Origin of the sequence: Bacillus sp. 7_6_55CFAA_CT2, assembly GCF_000238655.1 — a bacterium.
GTDB lineage: Bacteria > Bacillota > Bacilli > Bacillales > Bacillaceae_G > Bacillus_A > Bacillus_A cereus.
Map to the genome: position 1 here is coordinate 130346 of NZ_JH414711.1, position 21960 is coordinate 152305.

Consider the following 21960-nt stretch of genomic DNA (forward strand, 5'->3'; position numbering starts at 1 on the left):
TAGGGAAAATACAATTGAATATGACAAACATTTACAAAAGTCTAACAGTTGCACAAAAGTTAACGTTAACGTAAAATGTAATAATTGAGTGAAGGGAGGAATAAACATGTATAAAATTGATGAAGTAACAAAGCAAGTTGGTTTGACAAAACGTACACTTCGTTATTATGAGGAAATTGGTTTAATTCATCCCCCTGAACGTAGTGAGGGGAACATTCGCCTGTATACAGACGGGGATATCGCCAGAATTAAAAAAATTGTGGAAGCGAAAGAAGTGTTAGGAATTACGCTTCAAGAGATGCAGCATTTTTTATCGTTAAAAGAAAGAATGGAGCAAAGAAGAAGTAGTGAAAATCCTCGTGACCGTGAAGTGATTCAAGAAATTAAAGAGATGCTTGAACAACAAGTGCAAACGTTAGACGAGAAAATGGAGCAAATGCAGCGTGTAAAGGCAGAGCTTGAAGATAGCTTACATCGTGCAGTGACATTTTTAGAGAGCACAAAAGGAGAATGATCAAAATGGAGAGCAAACAAAAATTAGGGAGATTGATTACAGTGGTGGCTACCTTCCTTGCCTTTTCGGGTATAGGGGTAGTCGACCCAATTTTACCAAGCATTGCTGAACAAATTGGTGCATCGCATTGGCAAGTAGAGATGTTATTTACAGCATATATTTTAACGATGGCAATTATGATGTTACCAGCTGGAATATTCGCATCGAGATTTGGTGATAAACGAATGATGACGATTGGTCTTGCGATCGTGACTATATTTGCGTTTATATGCGGTATATCGCAAACGATTGCTCAATTATCTCTTTTCCGCGCAGGATGGGGATTAGGAAATGCGATGTTCTTCGCAACGGCGATGACATTATTGATTGCATTAAGTAAAGAAGTTCATGAAGCAGTAGGATTGTATGAAGCAGCTATCGGTTTAGGGATGGCAGGCGGACCGTTATTAGGCGGGATATTAGGTGGACATTCTTGGCGTTACCCATTTTTTGCGACGAGTATTTTAATCTTCTTAGCATTTATTTTAGTTTTCTTTTTTGTAAAAGAACCGGAGCGAAAAGTGAAGCGTAAAGCGGCAGGCGTAGGAGAATTACTTAACTTAGTTAAATATAAACCGTTTATGCAAGGTGCGATTTCAGGAATGTTATACTACTACGGATTTTTCGTTGTGTTAGCATATTCACCACTTATTATGCATTTATCTGCTATTCAATTAGGGTTTGTGTTTTGCGGATGGGGATTAGCGTTAGCTTACGGTTCTGCAATTTTAGCCCATAAGCTAGAAGGTAAATATGAGCCGAAAATATTGTTGAAAGGAAGTTTACTCGTATTTGCGCTTTTCTTAATTGCGCTATTCTATGTAAAAATTATGTGGTTACAAATTGTATTAATTGTTCTATCAGGATTAGCATCTGGATTAAATAATGCATTATTTACAAGTTATGTAATGGATATTTCACCTTATGAAAGATCTGTTACATCAGGTGTTTATAACTTCGTTCGTTGGTTAGGTGGTGCAATTGCGCCAATCTTATCAGGGGTCATCGGTCATACTGTTTCACCGCAAAGTCCGTTTTTAGTTGGTGGAATTGTTGTATTAGTTGGTTGCGTAATGCTTTTAATTCCGATTCGAAAACCGGTAGAAGTAGAGAAAAAAGCCCTTTCTTAAGAAAGGGCTTTTTTTATGCATAGATATTGGAGCCCTCTGACTAAAATATATTTTCGCTATTTTTTTACTTTTAACTATACTTTTTGGATGTTTTGTTTTATTTTTGTTAGGGGACATTAATGATGTCCCTATTATAAATTTGCATTGAAAGGCGTGATTGTACGATGGAACTATGGTTCACTGAAAAACAAACAAAACATTTTGGGATTACGGCGCGTATTAACCGCACATTACATACGGAGCAAACAGAATTCCAAAAATTAGATATGGTTGAAACGGAAGAGTTCGGAAACATGCTTATTTTAGATGGCATGGTTATGACAACAGAAAAAGATGAGTTCGTTTATCATGAAATGGTAGCGCACGTACCTTTATTTACACATCCAAACCCTGAAAACGTATTAGTTGTTGGCGGCGGTGATGGCGGTGTTATTCGTGAAGTATTAAAACACCCAAGTGTAAAGAAAGCAACTCTTGTTGAAATCGATGGAAAGGTAATTGAGTACTCTAAACAATACTTACCATCAATTGCAGGCGCATTAGATAATGAGCGTGTAGAAGTAAAAGTAGGAGATGGCTTCCTACACATCGCAGAGAGCGAAAATGAATATGACGTAATTATGGTAGATTCTACTGAGCCAGTAGGACCAGCAGTAAACTTATTTACGAAAGGTTTCTACGCTGGAATCTCTAAAGCGTTAAAAGAAGACGGTATTTTCGTTGCACAAACGGACAACCCTTGGTTTACACCAGAATTAATTACAACTGTGTTTAAAGACGTAAAAGAGATCTTCCCTATTACTCGTTTATACACAGCGAACATTCCAACTTACCCAAGTGGTCTTTGGACGTTCACAATTGGATCTAAAAAACATGATCCATTACAAGTAAGTGAAGAGCGTTTCCACGAAATCGAAACGAAATACTACACAAAAGAATTACACAACGCAGCGTTCGCATTACCAAAATTTGTTGGCGATTTAATTAAGTAAGAAAATCGCGTTTGAACAAATAAAGTGTGAGTAGCTCATTTAAGGTGTTTGTCCAGAAGACTTGAACATGCTAGCTACTTACACTCCTGTAAAGAAAATCGTCTTCTTGTTATGAAAAAGAAGACCCGGTAAATCGAGAAAGAGGAGCAATGCGCTCCAAATTTGAGAAATAATGAAAGGTTGGGATACCTTAAGTTCCACATAAGGAGGAAAAGAATATGCGTTTTGATGAAGCTTATTCAGGTAAAGTATTTATTAAAAGTCATCCAAGTTTTGAAGAGTCAAAGGTAGTTATTTATGGGATGCCTATGGATTGGACAGTAAGTTACCGTCCGGGATCTCGTTTTGGCCCTGCACGTATTCGTGAAGTATCAATCGGTCTTGAAGAATATAGCCCGTATTTAGATCGTGAACTAGAAGAGGTAAAATATTTTGACGCGGGTGATATCCCATTACCATTCGGAAACGCACAACGCAGCTTAGACATGATTGAAGAGTATGTATCAAAACTTTTAGATGCCGATAAGTTTCCACTAGGTCTCGGCGGTGAGCACCTAGTGTCTTGGCCAATTTTTAAGGCAATGGCAAAAAAATATCCGGATTTAGCAATCATCCATATGGATGCTCATACTGATTTACGTGAGTCGTATGAAGGGGAGCCTTTATCCCACTCTACACCTATTCGTAAGGTGTGCGATTTAATTGGTCCGGAAAACGTATATTCTTTCGGTATTCGTTCTGGAATGAAGGAAGAATTCGAATGGGCAAAAGAAGTAGGTATGAACTTATATAAATTTGACGTATTAGAACCGTTAAAAGAAGTATTACCGAAACTGGCAGGACGCCCAGTTTATGTCACAATTGACATTGACGTATTAGACCCAGCTCACGCTCCTGGAACAGGAACGTTAGAAGCTGGAGGTATCACATCTAAAGAATTATTAGATTCCATCGTGGCAATTGCAAATTCAAATATAAATGTAGTTGGAGCAGACTTAGTAGAAGTAGCTCCTGTCTACGACCATAGTGATCAAACACCAGTTGCAGCAAGCAAATTCGTGCGGGAAATGCTGCTCGGTTGGGTGAAATAAAAGTACAGCCAACTGTTTAGACCCGGTGACTAAGGTTCTTTCTTGCAAAAGGTGCTTTTTACCTCGAAGGAAGAAGCGAAGCCACCGATCATTCTAGCCGCTGCAGCTAGATAAAATAAGAGCCCTCTATATGATTAGAGGGCTCTTATTTTGTCGTTATGTGTCGGTAAGTCGATATATTGAAAAAATCGCCGATATAATTTCATTTACCGTTACGCAACACAAAAAAAGCTATTCTCAAACGATGGGAATAGCTCTTTTTCTTATGCAACCTTCTCTTCTGAAGTAACTCCGCGAATTTCATCAGCAGAGCGGATTGGATATTTACGGAACACAATAGATCCAATGTATCCGACAATAGTGGTAACGATTCCACATAATATAGCAGCAAGTGTTACTTTTACAACGTCATTAAATCCGAATAGGACAAGAAGACCTGGAATTGGTGATGCTGTTCCTGGTGCATTATTAACAAGCTGGAATAGCGATGTAATAATACCGGCAAGTGCACCGCCAACGAAATTTGTCATATAGATTGGAATTGGATTTGCTGAGACAACATCGGCTTGTGTTAAAGGTTCGATTGCTACAGCAATTGTATCTTTCTTTGAACAAATTTTTAATCGTTTAAAGAAAATAAAGTTCATCGGGGCTGAGGCCGCAACGGCAAGACTACCAATCGCCATTGGTAAACCTGTTAATCCAAGCATTGCAGTTAGTGCCATAGAACTCAGTGGAGAGGTAGAAATAACTGTTATTAATCCACCAAGCATAATACCCATAATGATAGGGCTTTCTGTAGTTGCAACTGAAATCATAGAACCGATTTTACCGAGTGTTGCGTTAACAAGCGGATCCATAAGCATTGCCATTCCGCGTGAGATTGGTGCAGCGATAAATAGGATTGCTAAAAATTCCACGCCAGCTGGTAATTTCTTTTCGAGAAATTTCACGACGAAAGCACAAACGTATCCAGCGAAAAATCCTGGTAAAATACCGAATCCACTAGTAGCGATACCAATTAAAACAGCGTATACGGGGGAAACACCGATTGCTAATGCGACTAAAATCGCTGCTGCGACACCGCTCATACTACCGGAAGCTTCTCCTACTGATTGTAAAAAGTCATTATGAAACATTTCTCCACCTATATAACGGTGAAATGCTTCAATAAGAAAACTTGCGATTGCTGCATTAGCTAAAGCACCCATCGCCTTCATTCCATAAGGCGCACGGTAACTAAAAAGTGTAAATAGACAAAGTACAACAAGTAATAGTGCTAAACCTTGCAAGATAGCCATTTGAAAACTGTCTCCTTTGATTTTTGTAATAAAAATTCGTATCATTCAATAATAATATAAAAGTGTATGAAACGGAAAAATTTTTTCTTGGGAACTTGCTGTAAGAAAAATCCCTTACAATAATGTAAGGAAAGTGTAAGACTTTTAGATAGAGTATAGTATGCTCTTTTCCGTATAATACAAGTATAGATATAATACTAGTGAGAAAGAAGTGCAAACAGGAGGTTCATGTATGAAATTGGTAATTAAAGTTTTAGCTGTATTCGCCATTATTCTAGGTGGAACAGCGTATTATTTGAACACAAAAACAGAAGGTGTACATGCTTTTGTAGACAACTTCTTTTCAAATAAAGAAATACAAGATTATTATGCGGTTATAGATAAAGGTGAGAAAAAAGACGGAGAATACTTGTATACTTTTAAAGGGTATACAGAAGACGGAAAGTTACAGATCATTAAAAGAATGATGAACCGTGAATTGCATACGGGGGCGTTTATAAAAATTTATGCAAAAGGTATGCAAGGAAAAGGATGGGCTGAAATCCCGAAAGAATCTATTCCACAAAAAGCGTTGGAAAAAATAGAAAAACCATAAAAGGAGCGACTCATTCGCTCCTTTTTAGTGCGTTAAAATAGTGATAGATGTTTTTTCCTTGTTAGAAATAATTTTTGCACGTCCACCAATTGGGAAAGTGAAAATCGGGGTTGTATGCCCGAAACTTGCGTTTGCAATGATAGGAATATGTGCAAGTTCAGGTTTTGAAGCAATCATTTCTTGAATGTCTTCTATCGTACATTCTGCACCTTTTTGCATCTTTCCTATAACGATTCCCTTTATGTATTCAAAATCTTGCTGCTGCATAAGGGAATGTAAATAACGATCAAAAGTTTTAAGAGTAGATGTTCCAGTTAAACTATCTTCTTCAATAAATAAAATTTTGTCCTTTAAATTTGGCATATATGGTGTACCTTGCAGTAAGTTAAATGTGCTCATATTGCCACCGATAATATCTCCCGTAGCTTCTCCTTCCTGAATTGAAACGTATCCTTTATTTTTAATAAATTCTCGATTTTTCTGATCTATATACCAAGAATCATCGCTCCATGTTTCAGATGGCAGGACTTCAATAGGCTCATTAGAAGTTAAGCACTTTAAAAAGTAATCGGTTGTATACTCGAGCCCTTTCTCCATTCCAAAGGAAGAGAAATAGGGTCCTGAATATGTAACGAGACCTGTTTTTGCGTAAATTGCATTATTTAAAGCAGTAATATCTGAATAACCACAGAAAAATTTCGGATTTTTACGAATTAGATCATAATCGAGATGTTTCAATAAACCATTGGAGTTGTATCCGCCAAGTGTCGTCAAAATAGCTTTTACATTAGGGTCTCTAAATGCTTTATGGAGGTCTTGAATGCGGGAAGAAATAGAAGAGGAAGCAAATCGATCTATCTCATCGGCATATTTTGAGAATGTAACTTGAAAGCCCATGTCGGTTAATCTTTTTATAGCAAATTTTTTATTTTCATTTGAAACAATACTTAAACTACACGATGGTGAAATCACCCGTATTTCATCACCCTTTTTTAACTTTGTTGGTATCACTATATTCACCTCTTTAATTGAAAGAATATTTAGATTTAAAAAATATTTTATCATATAAAATAAAGTAGAAGTGAATTATTTTTTGAAATGGAGTTTTCCTGATTTTTCAGCAGACAGACAGAGTCTTTTTTTGATATGATAGGAAAAGTGATTTATTATAAGTAGTATTTAATATCTATAACATTTGAAAGGTGTGCAAGACGTGGAGAAACAACTTGCAGGCTTGCCGGTACACGTTCATTTCGTAACAGAAATCCGTGAAGGGGCGAGGAAGGAAACCGTTGCTTTTGAAGCAAATGGTCAATACTATGTAAAAGGTCAAGGTACATATGTAACATTCCAGGAGCCGAACGAACAAGGCGAAGTGAAAACAATTATTAAAATTCAAGATGAACAAGTTCTCATTATGCGTTCAGGTGCTGTTTCTATGCGTCAGACGCATGTGAAAGGTGAATGGACAACTGGTACGTATACGAGTGAACTTGGTACGTTTGCATTGCAAACAAAGACTGATAACGTTCTTTTTAAATGGTCGGATGAAAAGAAAAAAGGACAACTCTTCTTAACTTACGCATTGCTTCTAAGTGAACAAGAAGCTGGCAGATATACTATTACAATTAATTTGAAGGAGGCAAAATAATGAATTCCTTAGAACAAGTAAAAGGATTGATTAAAGAAGAAATTCAGGCTGCTGTATTAAAGGCAGAATTAGCGACAGAAGAACAGATTCCAAACGTTGTATTAGAATCTCCAAAAGATAAAACAAATGGTGACTTCTCTACAAATATGGCAATGCAACTTGCACGCGTTGCGAAAAAAGCACCTCGTATGATTGCAGAAGAACTAGTTGCAAACTTCGATAAAGCAAAAGCTTCTATTGAAAAAATCGAAATCGCTGGTCCTGGTTTTATTAACTTCTATATGGATAATAGCTACTTAACAGATTTAATTCCAACAATCGTAAACGCTGGTGAAGCTTACGGTGAAACGAATACTGGTAAAGGTGAAAAAGTACAAGTTGAGTTCGTATCTGCGAATCCAACAGGTGACCTTCACTTAGGACATGCACGTGGTGCGGCAGTAGGTGACACTTTATGTAACCTATTAGCAAAAGCAGGCTACGATGTATCTCGTGAGTACTACATTAATGATGCTGGTAACCAAATTCATAACTTAGCTCTTTCTGTTGAAGCTCGTTACATGCAAGCTTTAGGCTTAGATAAAGAAATGCCAGAAGACGGTTATCATGGTGCGGATATCATTGGAATCGGTAAACGTTTAGCTGAAGAATTCGGCGATCGTTATGCGAAAGCTGATGAAAAAGAAAGTTATGAATTCTATCGTGAATACGGTTTAAAATATGAATTAGCAAAACTTCAAAAAGACTTAGAAAGCTTCCGTGTTAAATTTGATGTATGGTTCTCAGAAACATCACTATACAAAAACGGAAAAATCGATCAAGCTCTTGCTGTATTAAAAGAGCGTGAAGAAATCTTTGAAGAAGACGGCGCAACTTGGTTCCGTTCAATGACTTACGGCGATGACAAAAATCGTGTATTAATTAAAAACGACGGTTCTTACACATACTTAACGCCAGATATCGCGTATCACCGTGATAAATTAGAGCGTGGTTTTGATAAGTTAATCAACATTTGGGGTGCTGACCACCACGGTTACATTCCTCGTATGAAGGCTGCTATTCAAGCACTTGGTTACGATAAAGACACGCTTGAAGTAGAAATCATCCAAATGGTACAACTATATCAAAATGGTGAAAAAATGAAGATGAGTAAGCGTACGGGTAAAGCAGTTACACTTCGTGAGCTTATGGAAGAAGTAGGAGTGGACGCAATGCGTTACTTCTTCGCAATGCGTAGCGGTGACTCTCATTTAGACTTCGATATGGACTTAGCTGTATCAAAATCTAATGAAAACCCAGTATACTATGCACAATATGCTCATGCTCGCGTATGCAGTATCCTTCGTCAAGGTGAAGAGTTAGGATTAGCTACAGGCGGAGATGTGAACTACAAGCTTGTTACTTCTGAGAAAGAAGTAGAGTTACTGAAAAAACTTGGTGAATTCCCAGCTGTAGTTGCGGATGCAGCACAAAAACGTCTGCCACACCGTATTACAAACTATGCATTTGAATTAGCAGCAACATTACACAGCTTCTACAATGCAGAAAAAGTATTAAACCAAGATAACGTAGAATTAAGTAAAGCTCGTTATGAATTAATGAAAGCAGTACGCACTACACTTCAAAACGCACTAGCAATTGTAGGAGTATCTGCACCAGAAAAAATGTAATGAAGAAAAGCGGAAGCGGCTCGTTTAGAATAGGAGGGGGATGGAGCTCCTGACAGAGAGGCGTACTTTGCCTCGGAGGAAGGCGCGAAGCCACCGAGTATTCTAGCCGCTGGAACTGGACAATAAAGAAAAGCGGAGCCGATTGTTTAGTCCCGAAGGCTAAGGTTCTTTCCAACAGAAGATGCATTTTATCTTCTCGTGAGGAAGGTTCTTAGACAGAAGGGGCTAGGAGGCAGAGCTGGACATAAAGAAAAACGGAAGCGGACTTTCGTTTTTAAATAAAAGGCAATCACACGATGTTGTGATTGCCTTTTTTATGTGGAGATAATAAAAAAAATTTATCAAACAAAAGGGGAATTTGCGTCGTCTTATATAAATGACAGGAGGCTTATGATGGAAGAAAAGATAGAAGAATTAATTGATATATATAAGCAGCAAATATATTCCTTATGCTATAAGTTAGCGAAAACGAAAGAAGATGCGGAAGATATTTTTCAAGAGACGTGGATAAAGGTTTTTTCATCAAGGCACCAACTTTCTTATGTGGATAATTATAAAAAGTGGATTACTACAATTTGCGTTCGTACATTTTATGACTTTTACCGCAAGAAGAAAAGATGGAAAGATCGCGTCTTAGATTTATTCCATAAAGAAGATGGTGGAGAAATAGATTTCGCAGATGATGTGAATATATCAGAAGAATTTATTCAAAAAGTGGAAGCGGAAATGATACGGGAAGTTATACAGCTATTGAATGAAAAATATAAAACCGTGCTCGTACTCTACTATTATGAACAATACTCTTATAAAGAAATGAGCGAAATATTAAATATACCGATTGGTACAGTGAAATATCGCCTTAATTATGCGAAGAAGCAAATGCGAGAACATTTGGAGGGGTTCGTTTATGACAGAAGATAAATTTGAACAGAAGGTAAAGAGTAGCTTAGCAGAAGAGATAACTCCAAGCGAAGAGCTAATAAATAACACGAAGCAGGGCGTGCGAAAGGCTCAGAAGTTAGAGAGGAAATGGATGATTTGCATTCACACCATTTGGATTGTTTTGTTAACAATTGTTATAGAACAATTTATCACTCATTTGGATCATAAAATTCCTATGCTGATAGCAAGTGTGATTACGATGCACGTATACATTCCGATATATGTTGTAATACAGTCGTTTTTAAAGAAGGAGTATAAATTACATGATAGAGTTCGCTAATCCATTTGTAGTATTTGAGATAGCTGGGATTACAATGTTTTTGGCTTTTATAGCACTTTTAATATGTGTTGGGTCATGGGTATATACAGATGCTAAAGCACATCAAATGAGCAAAGGATGGAGTATTTTAGCAGTTATATTGCCATTCTTTATTGGGTTTTTATTATATATGGTAAGAAGAAGTAAAAAGAAAGTTGAAGGAGAATATAAGATGAACTTTGTTAAAAAACAGAAAATAACATTAGTTGCGATATTGGCAAGCACAATGTTTGTATTACTTAGTGGTTTTACTTTTGCACAAACGTTAGATGATGCGTGGAGAGCCGGAGATATATATTTAGCAAATGAGAAGCAAGGGAAAACAAGTTACGAGGCAAAATTCTCATCATGGGATATTGCCGGTAAGGATATTGAATTTCAGTATGAAAAGGATACAGAAGTGACATTTTCTTATGAGACAGATGCAAAACGAGGAAACTTATGTTTTAGTGTGTATGAAAGAAAAGGAGAAGGTATAAAAGAGTTAAAGGAAATTTGTGAATCGAAAAAAGGTACTTTTACAGTTACTTTAAAAGCAAATGAAGAATATGTATTGAATATAAGCGGATTAACAGTAAAAGATGGATTTGTAAAAGTGAATTGGGAAGAGAAATAAAAGGGTCCTATAAAGGACCTCTTTTCTATTGAATAGTATAAGTAACAGAAAAACTAACAGGACTATAGTAAACGTAAGGTGCATGAAATTGAACGTACATATTTCCATCTGTTTTTGCAGTGAAAATTCGGCCGTAACCATCAGAATAACGTCCAATAAGGTTATGATTTGAGTCATAAACACTGTAACTAGGAGTTTTGCTGTTAGGTTGAATTGTTAACTCTTGTCCCTTTTGAAGGAAAATAGGTTCTTGTTCAGAACTACCTCCAGTTTGCAAAGAATAAAATTTTGTAAAGCTTTGTTCTTGAGCGGCAGCAGCGACTTTTGTTTCAGGAATAAACGCGGTAGCGCCGGTAATTCCTGCTAAAGTTAACACACCTGCTAAAATCATTTTTTTCATAATAGAAAAAGCCTCCTTATAAGTTGTAATCGGTATTGTTACAGTTAATATTGTATACGATAATGAGTAGGATAAAATATGCTTTTATGCATATATATTTTTTCTCAATAAAAGACCACTGATAAAAATCAGTGGTCTTTTATTGATTAAGCAGCTTTCTGTTCAGTTTGAGTAACAGGTTTTTGAAGCGAGTTATAAACACCTGTTCCGATAACGTCTAATGCCATTCTCATTCGTTCAGGTGAAATGTTTTCTAATACGTTATCTTGAGGTGTATGGTATACCTTCTCAATATGATAGATTAATGGATTCCAACTATCGACACCCATCCAAATGAATAGAGCAGCAGGAATACCAGCTTCAGCAAATGGAACATGATCACTAGAACCGAATTTACCTTGTAGGATGAGGTTGTTATTTAGTTGTTTACCTGCTTGCAAGGCAGCGTCTGTTACAAAGTTTGTAGAGCCATCATGTGTCATAGCGTATAAATTCTTTGCTTTATCATAATTTGTTGCAACCATGTCGGCGTTAAAGACACCTAAAATACGGTCGCGTTCTTTTTGGGATAGACTATTCACGTAATAATCCGAACCAAGTAATCCAGTTTCTTCAGAACCAAAGGTAATAAAGCGAATTTCTTTATCAGTTTCTACATTTTGAAAAGTACGAGCTAGTTCTAATACTAATCCAGTTCCAGAAGCATTATCATTTGCGCCAGGTGCTCCGACAACACTATCATAGTGCGAGCTTACAACGACTGCTTTTTCATTACCTGTACTCTTTTTTGGTTTCTTTTTGGCGATAACATTTAGAGATGTTAATTTAGATTCATGTCTCGCTTTTAGGGAAAGAATTGTTGTCCCCTTTTTAGCGATTTCTTCTTTAAATGCATTTCCTTGCGCATAAGCAAGGCCAAAGACAGGGATAGATTGCTTTTTCATTAGGCGGGGATTGAAGGTTTGTCCATAATTTCCGCGTCCGCCAATTAAACTGTATAAAAGAACACCTTTTGCACCTTTGCTAACAGCATTTTCAACTTGTTTATTATAGTCGGTAACTGTCGTTCCTCTTTCAAATAAAACAATTTTACCGTTTACTTCATTTGGAATATCTTCTAATTTTGTCCCACCTTGAACAAAGATAAGGGGAGCTGTAACAGCTTCTGTAGAAATTAGTGCATTAGGAGCAGCACCAGCTTGCCAATTACGTTTTGTTGATAGGGGTGATTCAATGAATCCAACGTATTGATCGGGCACCTGAAATGGTTGATATTCTACTTCATAGCCCATTGATTTAAGCTGCATACCAATGTAACGAGAAGCCCATTCTTCGGATTTTGTTCCACCGGGGCGAGGACCAATTGTTTCAGATAAGAAACGAACATGTTCAATCGCGCGGTTTGGATCAATCTGTTTTGTAATAGATGGAGTTTGTGTAACCTCTGACGTGGAATCCGCTTTTGCTTGCCCAATTGGAGCTAAGCTAACAGCAAGTGATACAGCAAGCAAAGAGCTTACTATTTTTTGTTTCAATGATTTTCTCATTTTTTCCTCTCCTATTCTTCTATTCTCTCTGACTGACAAAAGAAGACGGATAATGACTTTATTTTACCTTCACACCTTTTATTTTTCAATATTCTGACATTGAGAAATAAAAAAACGATATATGCATATTTGCATATTTTTGAGGGAGATATGTATGCTATCATTTTAAACGAAGGTTCGCTTTCTACTCTGAAAGCTCCTACATTGCATGAATCTAGTGTACCCAAACTTTAGATTATGTAGAGGAATGGAACCACTGTAGGGTTTCATTTCTCATGTTTGAATCAGTTGATGGTAATTATGTTTCCGCATTTCATAATTATTATCAGTGATATATGTAAGGCATCCATATGAAAATAAGAGGCTGTTCAAAGGTTTTCCGTACTTTTGGGCAGCCTCACCCCGTTAAAAGGACGATACTTTATGTATCGTCCTTTTTGTATAAAAAAACATCCAATCAATTGAGAGATTGATTGGATGTGAAAAAATTATTAATAATTTTTTTTGCGTTTTGTAGCTAAAATACTTAATAATCCAGCTAGTAGAAGAACAATACCTACTGTTTGTGTAGGGTCTTCTTTATGACCTGTATTTGGAAGGTGCTTATCCGTATTTCGATCATCTTGCTGTTTGTTATCTGTTTTATTCGATGTTTCTTCGGAAGTTCCGTTTTCGTGTTTCTCAGGTGTTTCATTATTTTGTTCTTCAGAAGTTCCGTTTTCGTGTTTCTCAGATGTTTCATTGCCTTTGTTATCTTCTTTATTTGGAGGAGTAATTGGCTTGTCATCTCCACCTGAAGAAGATTCAATTTTTTTATTTGAAACTGTAATTTGTAGTGGCTTAGCTTGGGCTTTATCAATTGTAAAGTTTATTGGTGATGCATCTAATTGATAGCCTTTAGGAGCCTTTGTTTCTACTAATTGATAATTACCAGGTTTCAAATCATTTACGATTACTTTTCCGTGTTGATCTGTTTTTAAACCTTCTCGGATGACTTTTCCATCTTGGTCTAAAATATTGAAAATGGCACCTTCAAGTGTTCCATGGTGATCAATATCAACTTTAGTTAACTCAATTGAACCTGTTGTTAAACTATTTAAGGCTGTAACAGAGGTAACCTGAGATTGTCCTTTCGTAATTGTGAAAGGAATTGGTTTAACGTTTAAATCATAGCCAGTTGGAGCTTTCGTTTCAATGAACTGATAATCTCCCGGACGTAAATCAGAAACTGAAATCTTCCCATCTTTATCAGTAGTTAAATCAGTGCGAACAATTTTACCTTTCGCATCGATGATGTTAAACACTGCATCAGAAAGTTTTGTATCTGGATTTATATCATCCACTTTTATTAATTCTACAGCACCCTCAGTTAAGCTATTTGTAGCAGTAACTTGGAGCTTTTCTTTTTGGCTTTTCTTAATTGTAAACTTAATAGGTGTACTATCTAATTTATAGTGTTCAGGAGCTTTCGTTTCAATAAACTGATAGTCCCCAGGACGTAAATCAGAAACAGAAATTTTTCCATGTACATCTGTTGTAAGCTCAGTGCGAATGTCGTTACCATTCATATCAGTAATTTTAAATATCGCATCTTTAAGAGCAGTACCATCTACATCATCTACTTTAGAAAGTTCCACAGCGCCTTTCGTTAAGCTATTTGTAGCTGTAACGGAGATAGGATCAGCTTGGCTCTTTGTGATTGTGAATGGAATTGGCTCTTTGTTTAAATCATAGTGTTTCGGAGCCGTTGTCTCGATGAATTGATAATCACCAGGACGTAGGTCAGAAACGCTAATTTTACCTTGTTGATTCGTAACAAGATCTTTGCGAATTACAGTGCCATTCATATCCACAATTTTAAATACTGCGCCTTCAAGAGTAGTGCCATCGACGTCATCCACTTTAGAAAGTTCCACGCCGCCTTTTGTTAAACTATTTTTCATAGTAACGGTAGCAATATCTTTTTGGCTTTTTTCAATTGTAAATATAATTGGTTTTTTGTCTAAATCATAGTGTTCAGGAGCCGTTATTTCAACGAATTGGTACGTACCAGGACGTAAGTTTTCGATAACGATTTTACCTTCACTGTTTGTTTTTAAATCTGTTTTAAGTACTTTGCCATCTTGATCTAGTAAATTAAATACCGCATCGGCAAGTTTTGTTTGAGTGTTTAAATCATCAACTTTAAGTAATTCGATACTACCTTGTTGTAAGCTATTTGTAGCAGTTAAAGAAATAGCTTTCTTCTGTCCTTTTTCAATAGTGAATTTGATTGGTGTTTCATCTAAAACGTAATGCTTCGGAGCTTTCGTTTCGATAAATTGGTAATCACCAGGACGTAGGTCGTTAATTTCGATTATTCCTTGTTCATTTGTAACAAGGTCTTTATGAACTACATCACCGTTCATATTAACAATTTTAAATACTGCATCTTTAAGAACAGTGCCATCAACATCATCTACTTTAGAAAGTTTAACTGCACCCTTTGTTAAAGCATTTGTAGCAGTGACATGAAGAGTTTCAGTTTGGCTCTTTTTAATTGTAAATACGATAGGTTTTTTATCTAAATCGTAATGTTCAGGAGCAATTGTTTCAACGAATTGATACGTACCAGGACGTAGGTTTTCAACAACAATTTTACCTTCATCATTTGTTTTTAAGCCTTCTTTAACTAGCTCTCCGTCTGCATCTAATAAATTAAATACGGCGTTAGCAAGTTTTGTATTCATATCAATATCGTCAATCTTTGTTAGTTCAACGCTACCGTTTTTCAAAGCATTTTTGCCTGTAACATTGATCTCTTTCGTTTGACTTCTTTCAATTGTAAATGGAATCGTTGTTTCATCTAATACATAGTGCTCAGGAGCTTTTGTTTCAATGAACTGATAGTCTCCAGGGCGTAAATCAGAAACAGAAATTTTACCGTTTTTATCTGTAACAAGATTCGTATGAACTTCCTTACCATTCATATCCACAATCTTAAAGATTGCACTTTCGAGCATCGTACGATCGATGTCATCAATTTTTGTTAATGTTACTGCACCTTTCTTTAAACTGTTAGTAGCGGTAACAGTAATATTCTCTTTTTGACTTTTTTCGATAGTGAACGGAATAGGGTCTTTGCTTAAGGTATAGTCTTTTGGAGCTTTTACTTCAATAAATTGATAGTCTCCAGGACGTAAATCAGAAGCAGTAATTTTACCGTTTTTATCAGTCGTTAAACCTTTGCGAATTACCTTTTTAGTATCATGAGCGTCAACGATTATAAATTCTGCACCTTCAAGAGTAGTGCCATCAACATCATCAACTTTTGTTAAAGTGACGCCACCTGTAAGTAAACTATTTTTTACAGTAACAGGGATAGGAAGATCTTCCTTACTAGCTTTTTTAATTGTGAACTTAATAGGTGTTTTGTCTAATTTATAATGTTCAGGGGCTTTTGTTTCGATAAATTGATAATCCCCTGGTGCTAAATCAGGAATAACTAATACTCCGTGATCATCTGTTGTTAAATCTTTCATAATTTCTTTGCCAGTTGCGTCTTGCAATGTGAATACAGCGCCGGCAAGAGCTTTACTACTTTCCACATCATCTTCTTTAATAAGTTTAACTTTTCCTTTCGTTAAACTATTTTTAAATGTAAGTGGAAGGAGTTTTTGTTGTCCTTTTTCGATTGTAAATTCAATTGGTTCTACATTTACATCGTAATAAGTTGGAGCCTTTGTTTCGATAAGTTTATAGTTACCAGGACGTAAGTCATCTACAACTAGCCTTCCTTTACTATTCGTAACAAGGTCCGTACGAACATCTTCATTAGTATCTCTATTAACGATTTTAAATACTGCACCTTCAAGTGTTTCCTTTTCATCTGCAGCATTCACTTTTGTTAACTCAATACCGCCTTTTGTTAAGCTGTTTTTAGCGGTAACAGTAGCCTGAGTTGTTTGACTTTCTGTAATCGTAAATTTAATTGGTTTTGTATTTTTGTCGTAATACTTCGGTGCTGTTACTTCGATAAATTTATAATCGCCAGGGCGTAAGCCAGTAGCGATAGCTTTACCATCCGCACCAGTTTCTACATTTTCGCGAATGACTTTCTTTTCATCATTTGCATCAACAATTTTAAATACAGCACCTTCAAGAGCTGTACCATCGATATCATCAACTTTTGTTAATTCAACATCTCCTGGTTTTAAAGCATTTTCAGCTTTCACAAGTAGAGTTTCTTTCTGACTTCTATCGATTGTAAATTCAATAGGTTCTGCTCGTAAAACGTAATGTTCAGGAGCAGCTATTTCAATGAATTTATACGTACCAGGACGTAGGTTACTAACTTTAACTTTACCGTGTTTATCAGTAGTTAAGTTAGTGTAAGGGGAAACGTCATTATTATTTGTATCGACAAGCTTGAATACTGCACCTTCAAGTGGTTTTTTCTCACCAAACTCATCAACTTTTAATAATTCAACTTCGCCCGTTTTTAAGCTGTTATTTGCCGTAACAGTAGCAAGAGCTTGTTGGCTTTTATCAATTGTAAACTCGATAGGGTTTGTACTTAACGTATAATCCTTAGGAGCTTCTGTTTCGATAAATTTATAAACACCAGGCTCTAGATCTTTAATGGTAACTTTTCCATCTGAACCTGTTTTTATATTTTCACGAATTACTTGTTTCTCGTCATTCGCATCGACAATTTTAAATACAGCACCTTCAAGGGCAGTGCCATCGACATCATCGACTTTCGTTAAAGTGACACCACCTTTAATGAGGTGATTTGTCGCGGTAACAGTAAGTGCTTTCTGTTGGCTTTTTTCAATTGTAAATTTAAGCGGTTTTTTATCTATATCATAATGTTCAGGTGCTTTCTCTTCAACAAACTGGTACTCTCCAGGAAGTAAATTTTTCGCTTCGATTTGTCCGTTACCATTTGTCGTTAATTTGGTATAACCAGGAATTCTTTTGTTATTTTGGTCCCGTATACTAAATACAGCACCTTCTAAAGTATTACCCTCTTTATCAACTTTTGTTAGGATAGCTGAGCCTCTAATTAAGCTGTTTTGGGCCGTTTTATTAATTACTGTTGTTTGATCTTCCTCGATTGTAAATTCAATAAGTCGATCATCTAATTGATAATGCTCAGGAGCCTTTATTTCTTTTAAATAGTAAGTTCCTGGTTTTAAATTATCTACAGTAATTTGTCCTTTATCATTTGTTATTAATTCTTTATGTTCAGGAATGACATTATGGTTTTGATCAAGCAGAGAGAAAACTGCATTTTTAAGCTTTTCTTTGTTATGAGCATCAGTCTTTGTAAGTACTACTTTTCCAACAAATTTCTCGTTTTTAAGAGTATATGTTGTAGTTTCTTCTGCACCAAGCTTAACAAGTTTACCTGCTTTTAATTCTTTACTAATGACATAGCCATCAAGAGTTTTCATTTCTCTGAGCAGATATTCATCGCGTTTTAAGTTATTAAACTGAGCGATACCATTTTCGTCTGTTGTAATTGTTCGAATAGCAGTTGTACCTGTGCGATCGAATAAAGTAAATACTACGCCAGATAAAATTTTATTTGGATCTGCATGATCTACTTTTTTAATTTGAAGGTTTCCGCGTCCCTTAGTAGCAGAACCGCCTCCAGATCCAGAAGATACTTTAACTACTATTTCTTCAATTTTTTCAGTCTCTGTTAATTTCAAACTATTACCAGTAATCTTCGCTTTATTGCTTACCTTTTCATTATTGTCTGCATTAATGAGTGAACGGTATTCTAAAATATAAGCTCGATCAATAGTATGAAGAAATTCAATTGTAAATTGTTGTTTCCCCGTATTGTTGTCTGTTGTTATTTTGAGTTTATAGTCTTTTCCTTCTTTTAATTCGTTTGTTGTATCTTTCGTTAAAGTGCCATCCACTGCTACTGTTGTCCCATATAGGTGGAATGACTTTTCATCGAGAATTTGATTGTCTGTCGGATCGTCTGTTACGACAGCATTTTCAATCGTTGATTGGCTTGCATTAATAGAAACGCTCCAATCAATGTATTTGTCATTTTGTTTTGCTTTTTTCGTAACGCCGCTACCACCATTTTTGATCTCGAATGCACCATGAATATTGGCGATAGTTTCCGATCCATCTTTTAATTTGGCGTAATTATCATAGCGCTTATTAATTTCTTCACCTGCGAGTGAAGTTTTAAAGCTGATATGGTACGCTGTTTTAATTTCATTTTTAAAATGAATTGTTAATGTATTTTTATTATCTTTCGTTGCATTTTCTACCGTATATTCGTCAGGGGAAACAAGTGCCCCTAATTTATAACCGTCTGCACCACCAGTTAATTCCATATGATGAATCTCAATGGAGTCTGGTATAAGTTTTTGATTGTTTTCTAGTACGTCAACGATAGAAGGGTCTTTAATAGTCCTGTTATTATAGTTAAACCCTATGTCCCATTTGATTTCTTTCGTTTGGGCATTGTAAGAACCGTATTTAAATCCGTTTCCTTTTGTATAGCCGTCAGGATTGAATCTATCATGGGATGAACTATTTTTATCGTTCCCATTTGTATCTTTCCATGATAACTCTGCTGTATTTTTGAATGATTTATTATCTATTTTTTTTAGATAGAGTCTCGTAATTAAAGTCTGTTGTGTACGTGATGGTTAAAGTTTTATCCATATTAGACTTATAAATACCAGCTAGTGTTACTTTGAATCCGTCAGCTGTTACATCAAGTGTGTAATCAGAGTCTAATTTCAGTTCAGTTGATCCATCAGTAATTTTGAAACTATCTTTTTGTAATGTAAGTCCACTATAGTCAAACGTATCAGTGATAACAGCATCATTTAACACGTAATTGTTATCATTTACAATAATTGTCCATTTCGTTGTTTTCTTATTGTAATCTGTATCGTTTGCATTTTTATTATGTTTCTTTATGATGTTTTGTTGTTGTAATGTAACTTTGTTTGTTTTACTCCATTTTCCATCTGCAATAATTGTATTTTCGATTTCGCCATCTTGTATAACATCATTCTTGGCTTTCGATGTATAAGTAATTACATAGGCACTATTAATATCTTCATTAAATTGTAAATCAAATCCCTCATCGGTTTCTTTTACAGTAAAGTTTGTGGCGTTGTCACCTGTAACAAGTTTTCCGTTATTATCATAAGAAGCATTTTTAACGACGATAGAACTTGCATCAACTTTATGAGCTTTGTCCAAAATGTCTTTTAAAAGCGCATCAGATTGTTTAATATCTCTCTGGTCACCGTTGAAAGTAATTGTCCATTCAATTGTTTGTGTTTTTGGATTATATTTACTAGTTTTCTCTAGATGTGTACCGCGTGAAACAGTTACAGTTGCATTTGCGGATACATCTCCTTGATTCTTGCTGGATACTTTTGCTTCATTTTTGAAACTAGTAACACTTTCGTCAGTAATTTTTGTCGCATATTCAATTTGATATGCTTTTTTCGTTTCCTTTTTAAAAGCGATATTTAATTTATCGGAGGATGAAGTGAGTGTATATTCTTCCTTACTAACTTCGGCTCCACGAGTTGTCTTCCCGTTAATATCTACTTCTAACTCATAAACTTTAATAGAATCTTCATTGAGACTAGCTCCATTTGGAATATTGTCTTGGAAGACAGCGCTTGTAAGAATGTCTTTTGTTTTGTTCATTTCGACTGTCCAATTGATTTGATTCGTATTAATCGGTCTATCAGGTATCCCTTTTTTATTCATAGATTTCTTTACATTAGGTTTGAAATCAAGCTCGATAATAACGTCTTGTTCTTTAATTGGGAAAGGAATTTTTTGTTCCGTAGTCCCTTTAATTTTTGTTTTATTAAATTCCGTACCAACTTTTAAATGACCATCTATATTAGGATTGTCTTCAACGTACTCGTTAAAAGTCATAGTTACTTTTCCGTTTAAGTCAACAACGAACGTCCCAATTTCATGTCCTGTTCCATCAACTAAAGGCTGTGTAATGGTGTTGTGGACGATAAAATATTCCGGTAGTTGGAAAATATAGTAATCTCCCTTTTTTACTTTTAATGATTCTAAAACTTCCCATGTAAAATCGATATTGGCAGCAGAATCAGGATTTGGACGATTATCTGTATCATTAAATGGTTTTCCGTCTTTATCTGTTAATTTTACGCTCGTTAAAATATTTTCTTTAATTTGCTTAGGTGATGGATCTGGATTTTCAACAGGTTGCTGCTGTGTCTCACTATCTTTTGGCTGTTCCGCAGGTTGCTGAGTGTTCCCGTCTTTTGGTTGTTCCGCAGGTTGCTGAGGATTTCTGTCCTTTGGTTGTTCAACAGGTTGTTGTGTCTCACCATCTTTTGGTTGTTTCGCAGGCTGCTGGGGATTCCCATCCTTTGGCTGTTCCATAGGTTGCTGTGTGACACCGTTCTTTTGCTCTTCGGTAGTCTGCTTAGCGGCATCACTATTAATAGTAGGTGAAGTAGGGTTATCTACTTGAACAGGAACTGAGATAGTCTTAGCTACTGTACCTAGAGGGAAAGTGAGTGGGACAGCTTTTATGCCAGGTTTTAAATCTGGATTGAATACAGTGTCAAATTTAATTTTTCCCTTAACACCTTTTGAATCTTTTACTGAATTGTTAAAGACTACTTTTATTTTGTTATCGTTTGCCGTAACAAAATATTGACCAATAATTTGTTGATCTGCCATCAAGTTTCCTTGTTGGTCATTTTTTACTTTTAATACATTAGGTATTTGAAGAACTGTTGCGTCTTTTTGCTGTGCAATTTGATGATCTTTTATTGACCAAGCATATTCTAGGTGAATGATTGATCCTATCTTTATTAAGTTTTTAGGATTTAATGCTTCGTCAATAATATGATTCGTTGCATCTTTCATTTCAACAGTGTCAAATAAGGAATCTCCTGTTAAGGTTTCCGCTCTTACTTGATTGTATGGAAAACTAGCAAGTTGCGAAAATAGTACGAATACAATTAAACATACATTAAAAAGTTTTTTCATTTTTCCTCCTCTGAACATTCATTTGTCCATTGGGGACTTATTCCACATGAACAAATGGAATATTAAAAGTATTTGTTATAAGCTATTTATTTTTGTTATCCCTCCGTTTCTATACGCGTTCTCAGACAA

General features: G+C 35.8%; 14 protein-coding genes and 1 pseudogene. 10 read left to right on the top strand and 5 right to left on the bottom strand.

From position 1 onward, the window contains the following. Positions 1 to 106 precede the first annotated feature (106 nt). The 4 genes from HMPREF1014_RS21290 (at position 107) to speB (ending at position 3766) form a co-directional block, all read left to right on the top strand. The gene (locus HMPREF1014_RS21290) at positions 107 to 514 is read left to right on the top strand and encodes a MerR family transcriptional regulator (RefSeq protein ID WP_000276580.1); all 408 of its coding nucleotides are present in this window, start codon (positions 107 to 109) and stop codon (positions 512 to 514) included. Positions 515 to 519: 5 nt separating this feature from the next. After that, positions 520 to 1683: an MFS transporter gene (locus HMPREF1014_RS21295; protein ID WP_000444242.1), complete on the top strand. Its 1164-nt coding sequence runs from the start codon at positions 520 to 522 to the stop codon at positions 1681 to 1683. A 164-nt stretch (positions 1684 to 1847) separates the two neighbouring features. Then, positions 1848 to 2675 (top strand): polyamine aminopropyltransferase, encoded by an 828-nt coding sequence (gene speE / locus HMPREF1014_RS21300; protein ID WP_000424698.1) that lies wholly within the window; start codon positions 1848 to 1850, stop codon positions 2673 to 2675. A gap of 218 nt (positions 2676 to 2893) precedes the next feature. Continuing rightward, positions 2894 to 3766, top strand: coding sequence for an agmatinase (gene speB, locus HMPREF1014_RS21305; RefSeq protein ID WP_001209831.1), 873 nt, complete (start codon positions 2894 to 2896; stop codon positions 3764 to 3766). Positions 3767 to 4029: 263 nt separating this feature from the next. On the opposite strand, the gene HMPREF1014_RS21310 is transcribed toward speB, so the two are convergent. After that, positions 4030 to 5067, bottom strand: coding sequence for a PTS sugar transporter subunit IIC (locus tag HMPREF1014_RS21310; RefSeq protein ID WP_000996333.1), 1038 nt, complete (start codon positions 5065 to 5067; stop codon positions 4030 to 4032). A 232-nt stretch (positions 5068 to 5299) separates the two neighbouring features. On the opposite strand from HMPREF1014_RS21310, the gene HMPREF1014_RS21315 reads away from it, so the two are divergent. Further along, complete coding sequence (locus HMPREF1014_RS21315) at positions 5300 to 5662, top strand: YxeA family protein (protein WP_000779920.1); 363 nt, start codon at positions 5300 to 5302, stop codon at positions 5660 to 5662. Positions 5663 to 5686: 24 nt separating this feature from the next. Here HMPREF1014_RS21315 and HMPREF1014_RS21320 read toward each other — a convergent pair whose 3' ends face one another. After that, on the bottom strand, positions 5687 to 6673 hold the full coding sequence (locus tag HMPREF1014_RS21320) for a S66 family peptidase (protein WP_000613232.1): 987 nt from the start codon (positions 6671 to 6673) through the stop codon (positions 5687 to 5689). Between the two features lie 202 nt (positions 6674 to 6875). On the opposite strand from HMPREF1014_RS21320, the gene HMPREF1014_RS21325 reads away from it, so the two are divergent. The 5 genes from HMPREF1014_RS21325 (at position 6876) to HMPREF1014_RS21345 (ending at position 10860) form a co-directional block, all read left to right on the top strand. Next, positions 6876 to 7313, top strand: coding sequence for a YwiB family protein (locus HMPREF1014_RS21325; RefSeq protein WP_000414867.1), 438 nt, complete (start codon positions 6876 to 6878; stop codon positions 7311 to 7313). Beyond that, positions 7313 to 8983: an arginine--tRNA ligase gene (argS, locus tag HMPREF1014_RS21330; RefSeq protein ID WP_001086445.1), complete on the top strand. Its 1671-nt coding sequence runs from the start codon at positions 7313 to 7315 to the stop codon at positions 8981 to 8983. The genes HMPREF1014_RS21325 and argS overlap by 1 nt, the downstream gene beginning before the upstream one ends. A 393-nt stretch (positions 8984 to 9376) precedes the next feature. Then, positions 9377 to 9904, top strand: coding sequence for an RNA polymerase sigma factor (locus HMPREF1014_RS21335; RefSeq protein ID WP_000391479.1), 528 nt, complete (start codon positions 9377 to 9379; stop codon positions 9902 to 9904). Continuing rightward, complete coding sequence (locus HMPREF1014_RS21340; RefSeq protein WP_000133820.1) at positions 9891 to 10205, top strand: hypothetical protein; 315 nt, start codon at positions 9891 to 9893, stop codon at positions 10203 to 10205. The genes HMPREF1014_RS21335 and HMPREF1014_RS21340 overlap by 14 nt, the downstream gene beginning before the upstream one ends. Then, entirely contained in the window at positions 10189 to 10860 is a 672-nt protein-coding gene (locus HMPREF1014_RS21345; protein WP_000568892.1) for a hypothetical protein, read from the top strand. Before HMPREF1014_RS21340 ends, HMPREF1014_RS21345 begins: the two co-directional genes overlap by 17 nt. A 25-nt stretch (positions 10861 to 10885) precedes the next feature. Here HMPREF1014_RS21345 and HMPREF1014_RS21350 read toward each other — a convergent pair whose 3' ends face one another. From HMPREF1014_RS21350 to HMPREF1014_RS31380, 3 genes and pseudogenes are all read right to left on the bottom strand, one after another. After that, a complete protein-coding gene (locus tag HMPREF1014_RS21350; RefSeq protein ID WP_000738230.1) occupies positions 10886 to 11260 on the bottom strand; it encodes a hypothetical protein in 375 nt (124 codons plus the stop codon). A gap of 146 nt (positions 11261 to 11406) precedes the next feature. Continuing rightward, a complete protein-coding gene (locus tag HMPREF1014_RS21355) occupies positions 11407 to 12807 on the bottom strand; it encodes a M28 family metallopeptidase (protein WP_001232227.1) in 1401 nt (466 codons plus the stop codon). A 491-nt stretch (positions 12808 to 13298) separates the two neighbouring features. Continuing rightward, positions 13299 to 21831: pseudogene (locus HMPREF1014_RS31380) on the bottom strand (SpaA isopeptide-forming pilin-related protein). Positions 21832 to 21960 lie beyond the last annotated feature (129 nt).

Coding starts and splice junctions, on each gene's coding strand:
- HMPREF1014_RS21355 (WP_001232227.1), bottom strand. CDS start 12,807: ATGAGAAAATCATTGAAACAAAAAATAGTAAGCTCTTTGCTTGCTGTA.
- speB (WP_001209831.1), top strand. CDS start 2,894: ATGCGTTTTGATGAAGCTTATTCAGGTAAAGTATTTATTAAAAGTCAT.
- HMPREF1014_RS21315 (WP_000779920.1), top strand. CDS start 5,300: ATGAAATTGGTAATTAAAGTTTTAGCTGTATTCGCCATTATTCTAGGT.
- HMPREF1014_RS21290 (WP_000276580.1), top strand. CDS start 107: ATGTATAAAATTGATGAAGTAACAAAGCAAGTTGGTTTGACAAAACGT.
- HMPREF1014_RS21340 (WP_000133820.1), top strand. CDS start 9,891: ATGACAGAAGATAAATTTGAACAGAAGGTAAAGAGTAGCTTAGCAGAA.
- speE (WP_000424698.1), top strand. CDS start 1,848: ATGGAACTATGGTTCACTGAAAAACAAACAAAACATTTTGGGATTACG.
- argS (WP_001086445.1), top strand. CDS start 7,313: ATGAATTCCTTAGAACAAGTAAAAGGATTGATTAAAGAAGAAATTCAG.
- HMPREF1014_RS21350 (WP_000738230.1), bottom strand. CDS start 11,260: ATGAAAAAAATGATTTTAGCAGGTGTGTTAACTTTAGCAGGAATTACC.
- HMPREF1014_RS21310 (WP_000996333.1), bottom strand. CDS start 5,067: ATGGCTATCTTGCAAGGTTTAGCACTATTACTTGTTGTACTTTGTCTA.
- HMPREF1014_RS21295 (WP_000444242.1), top strand. CDS start 520: ATGGAGAGCAAACAAAAATTAGGGAGATTGATTACAGTGGTGGCTACC.
- HMPREF1014_RS21345 (WP_000568892.1), top strand. CDS start 10,189: ATGATAGAGTTCGCTAATCCATTTGTAGTATTTGAGATAGCTGGGATT.
- HMPREF1014_RS21335 (WP_000391479.1), top strand. CDS start 9,377: ATGGAAGAAAAGATAGAAGAATTAATTGATATATATAAGCAGCAAATA.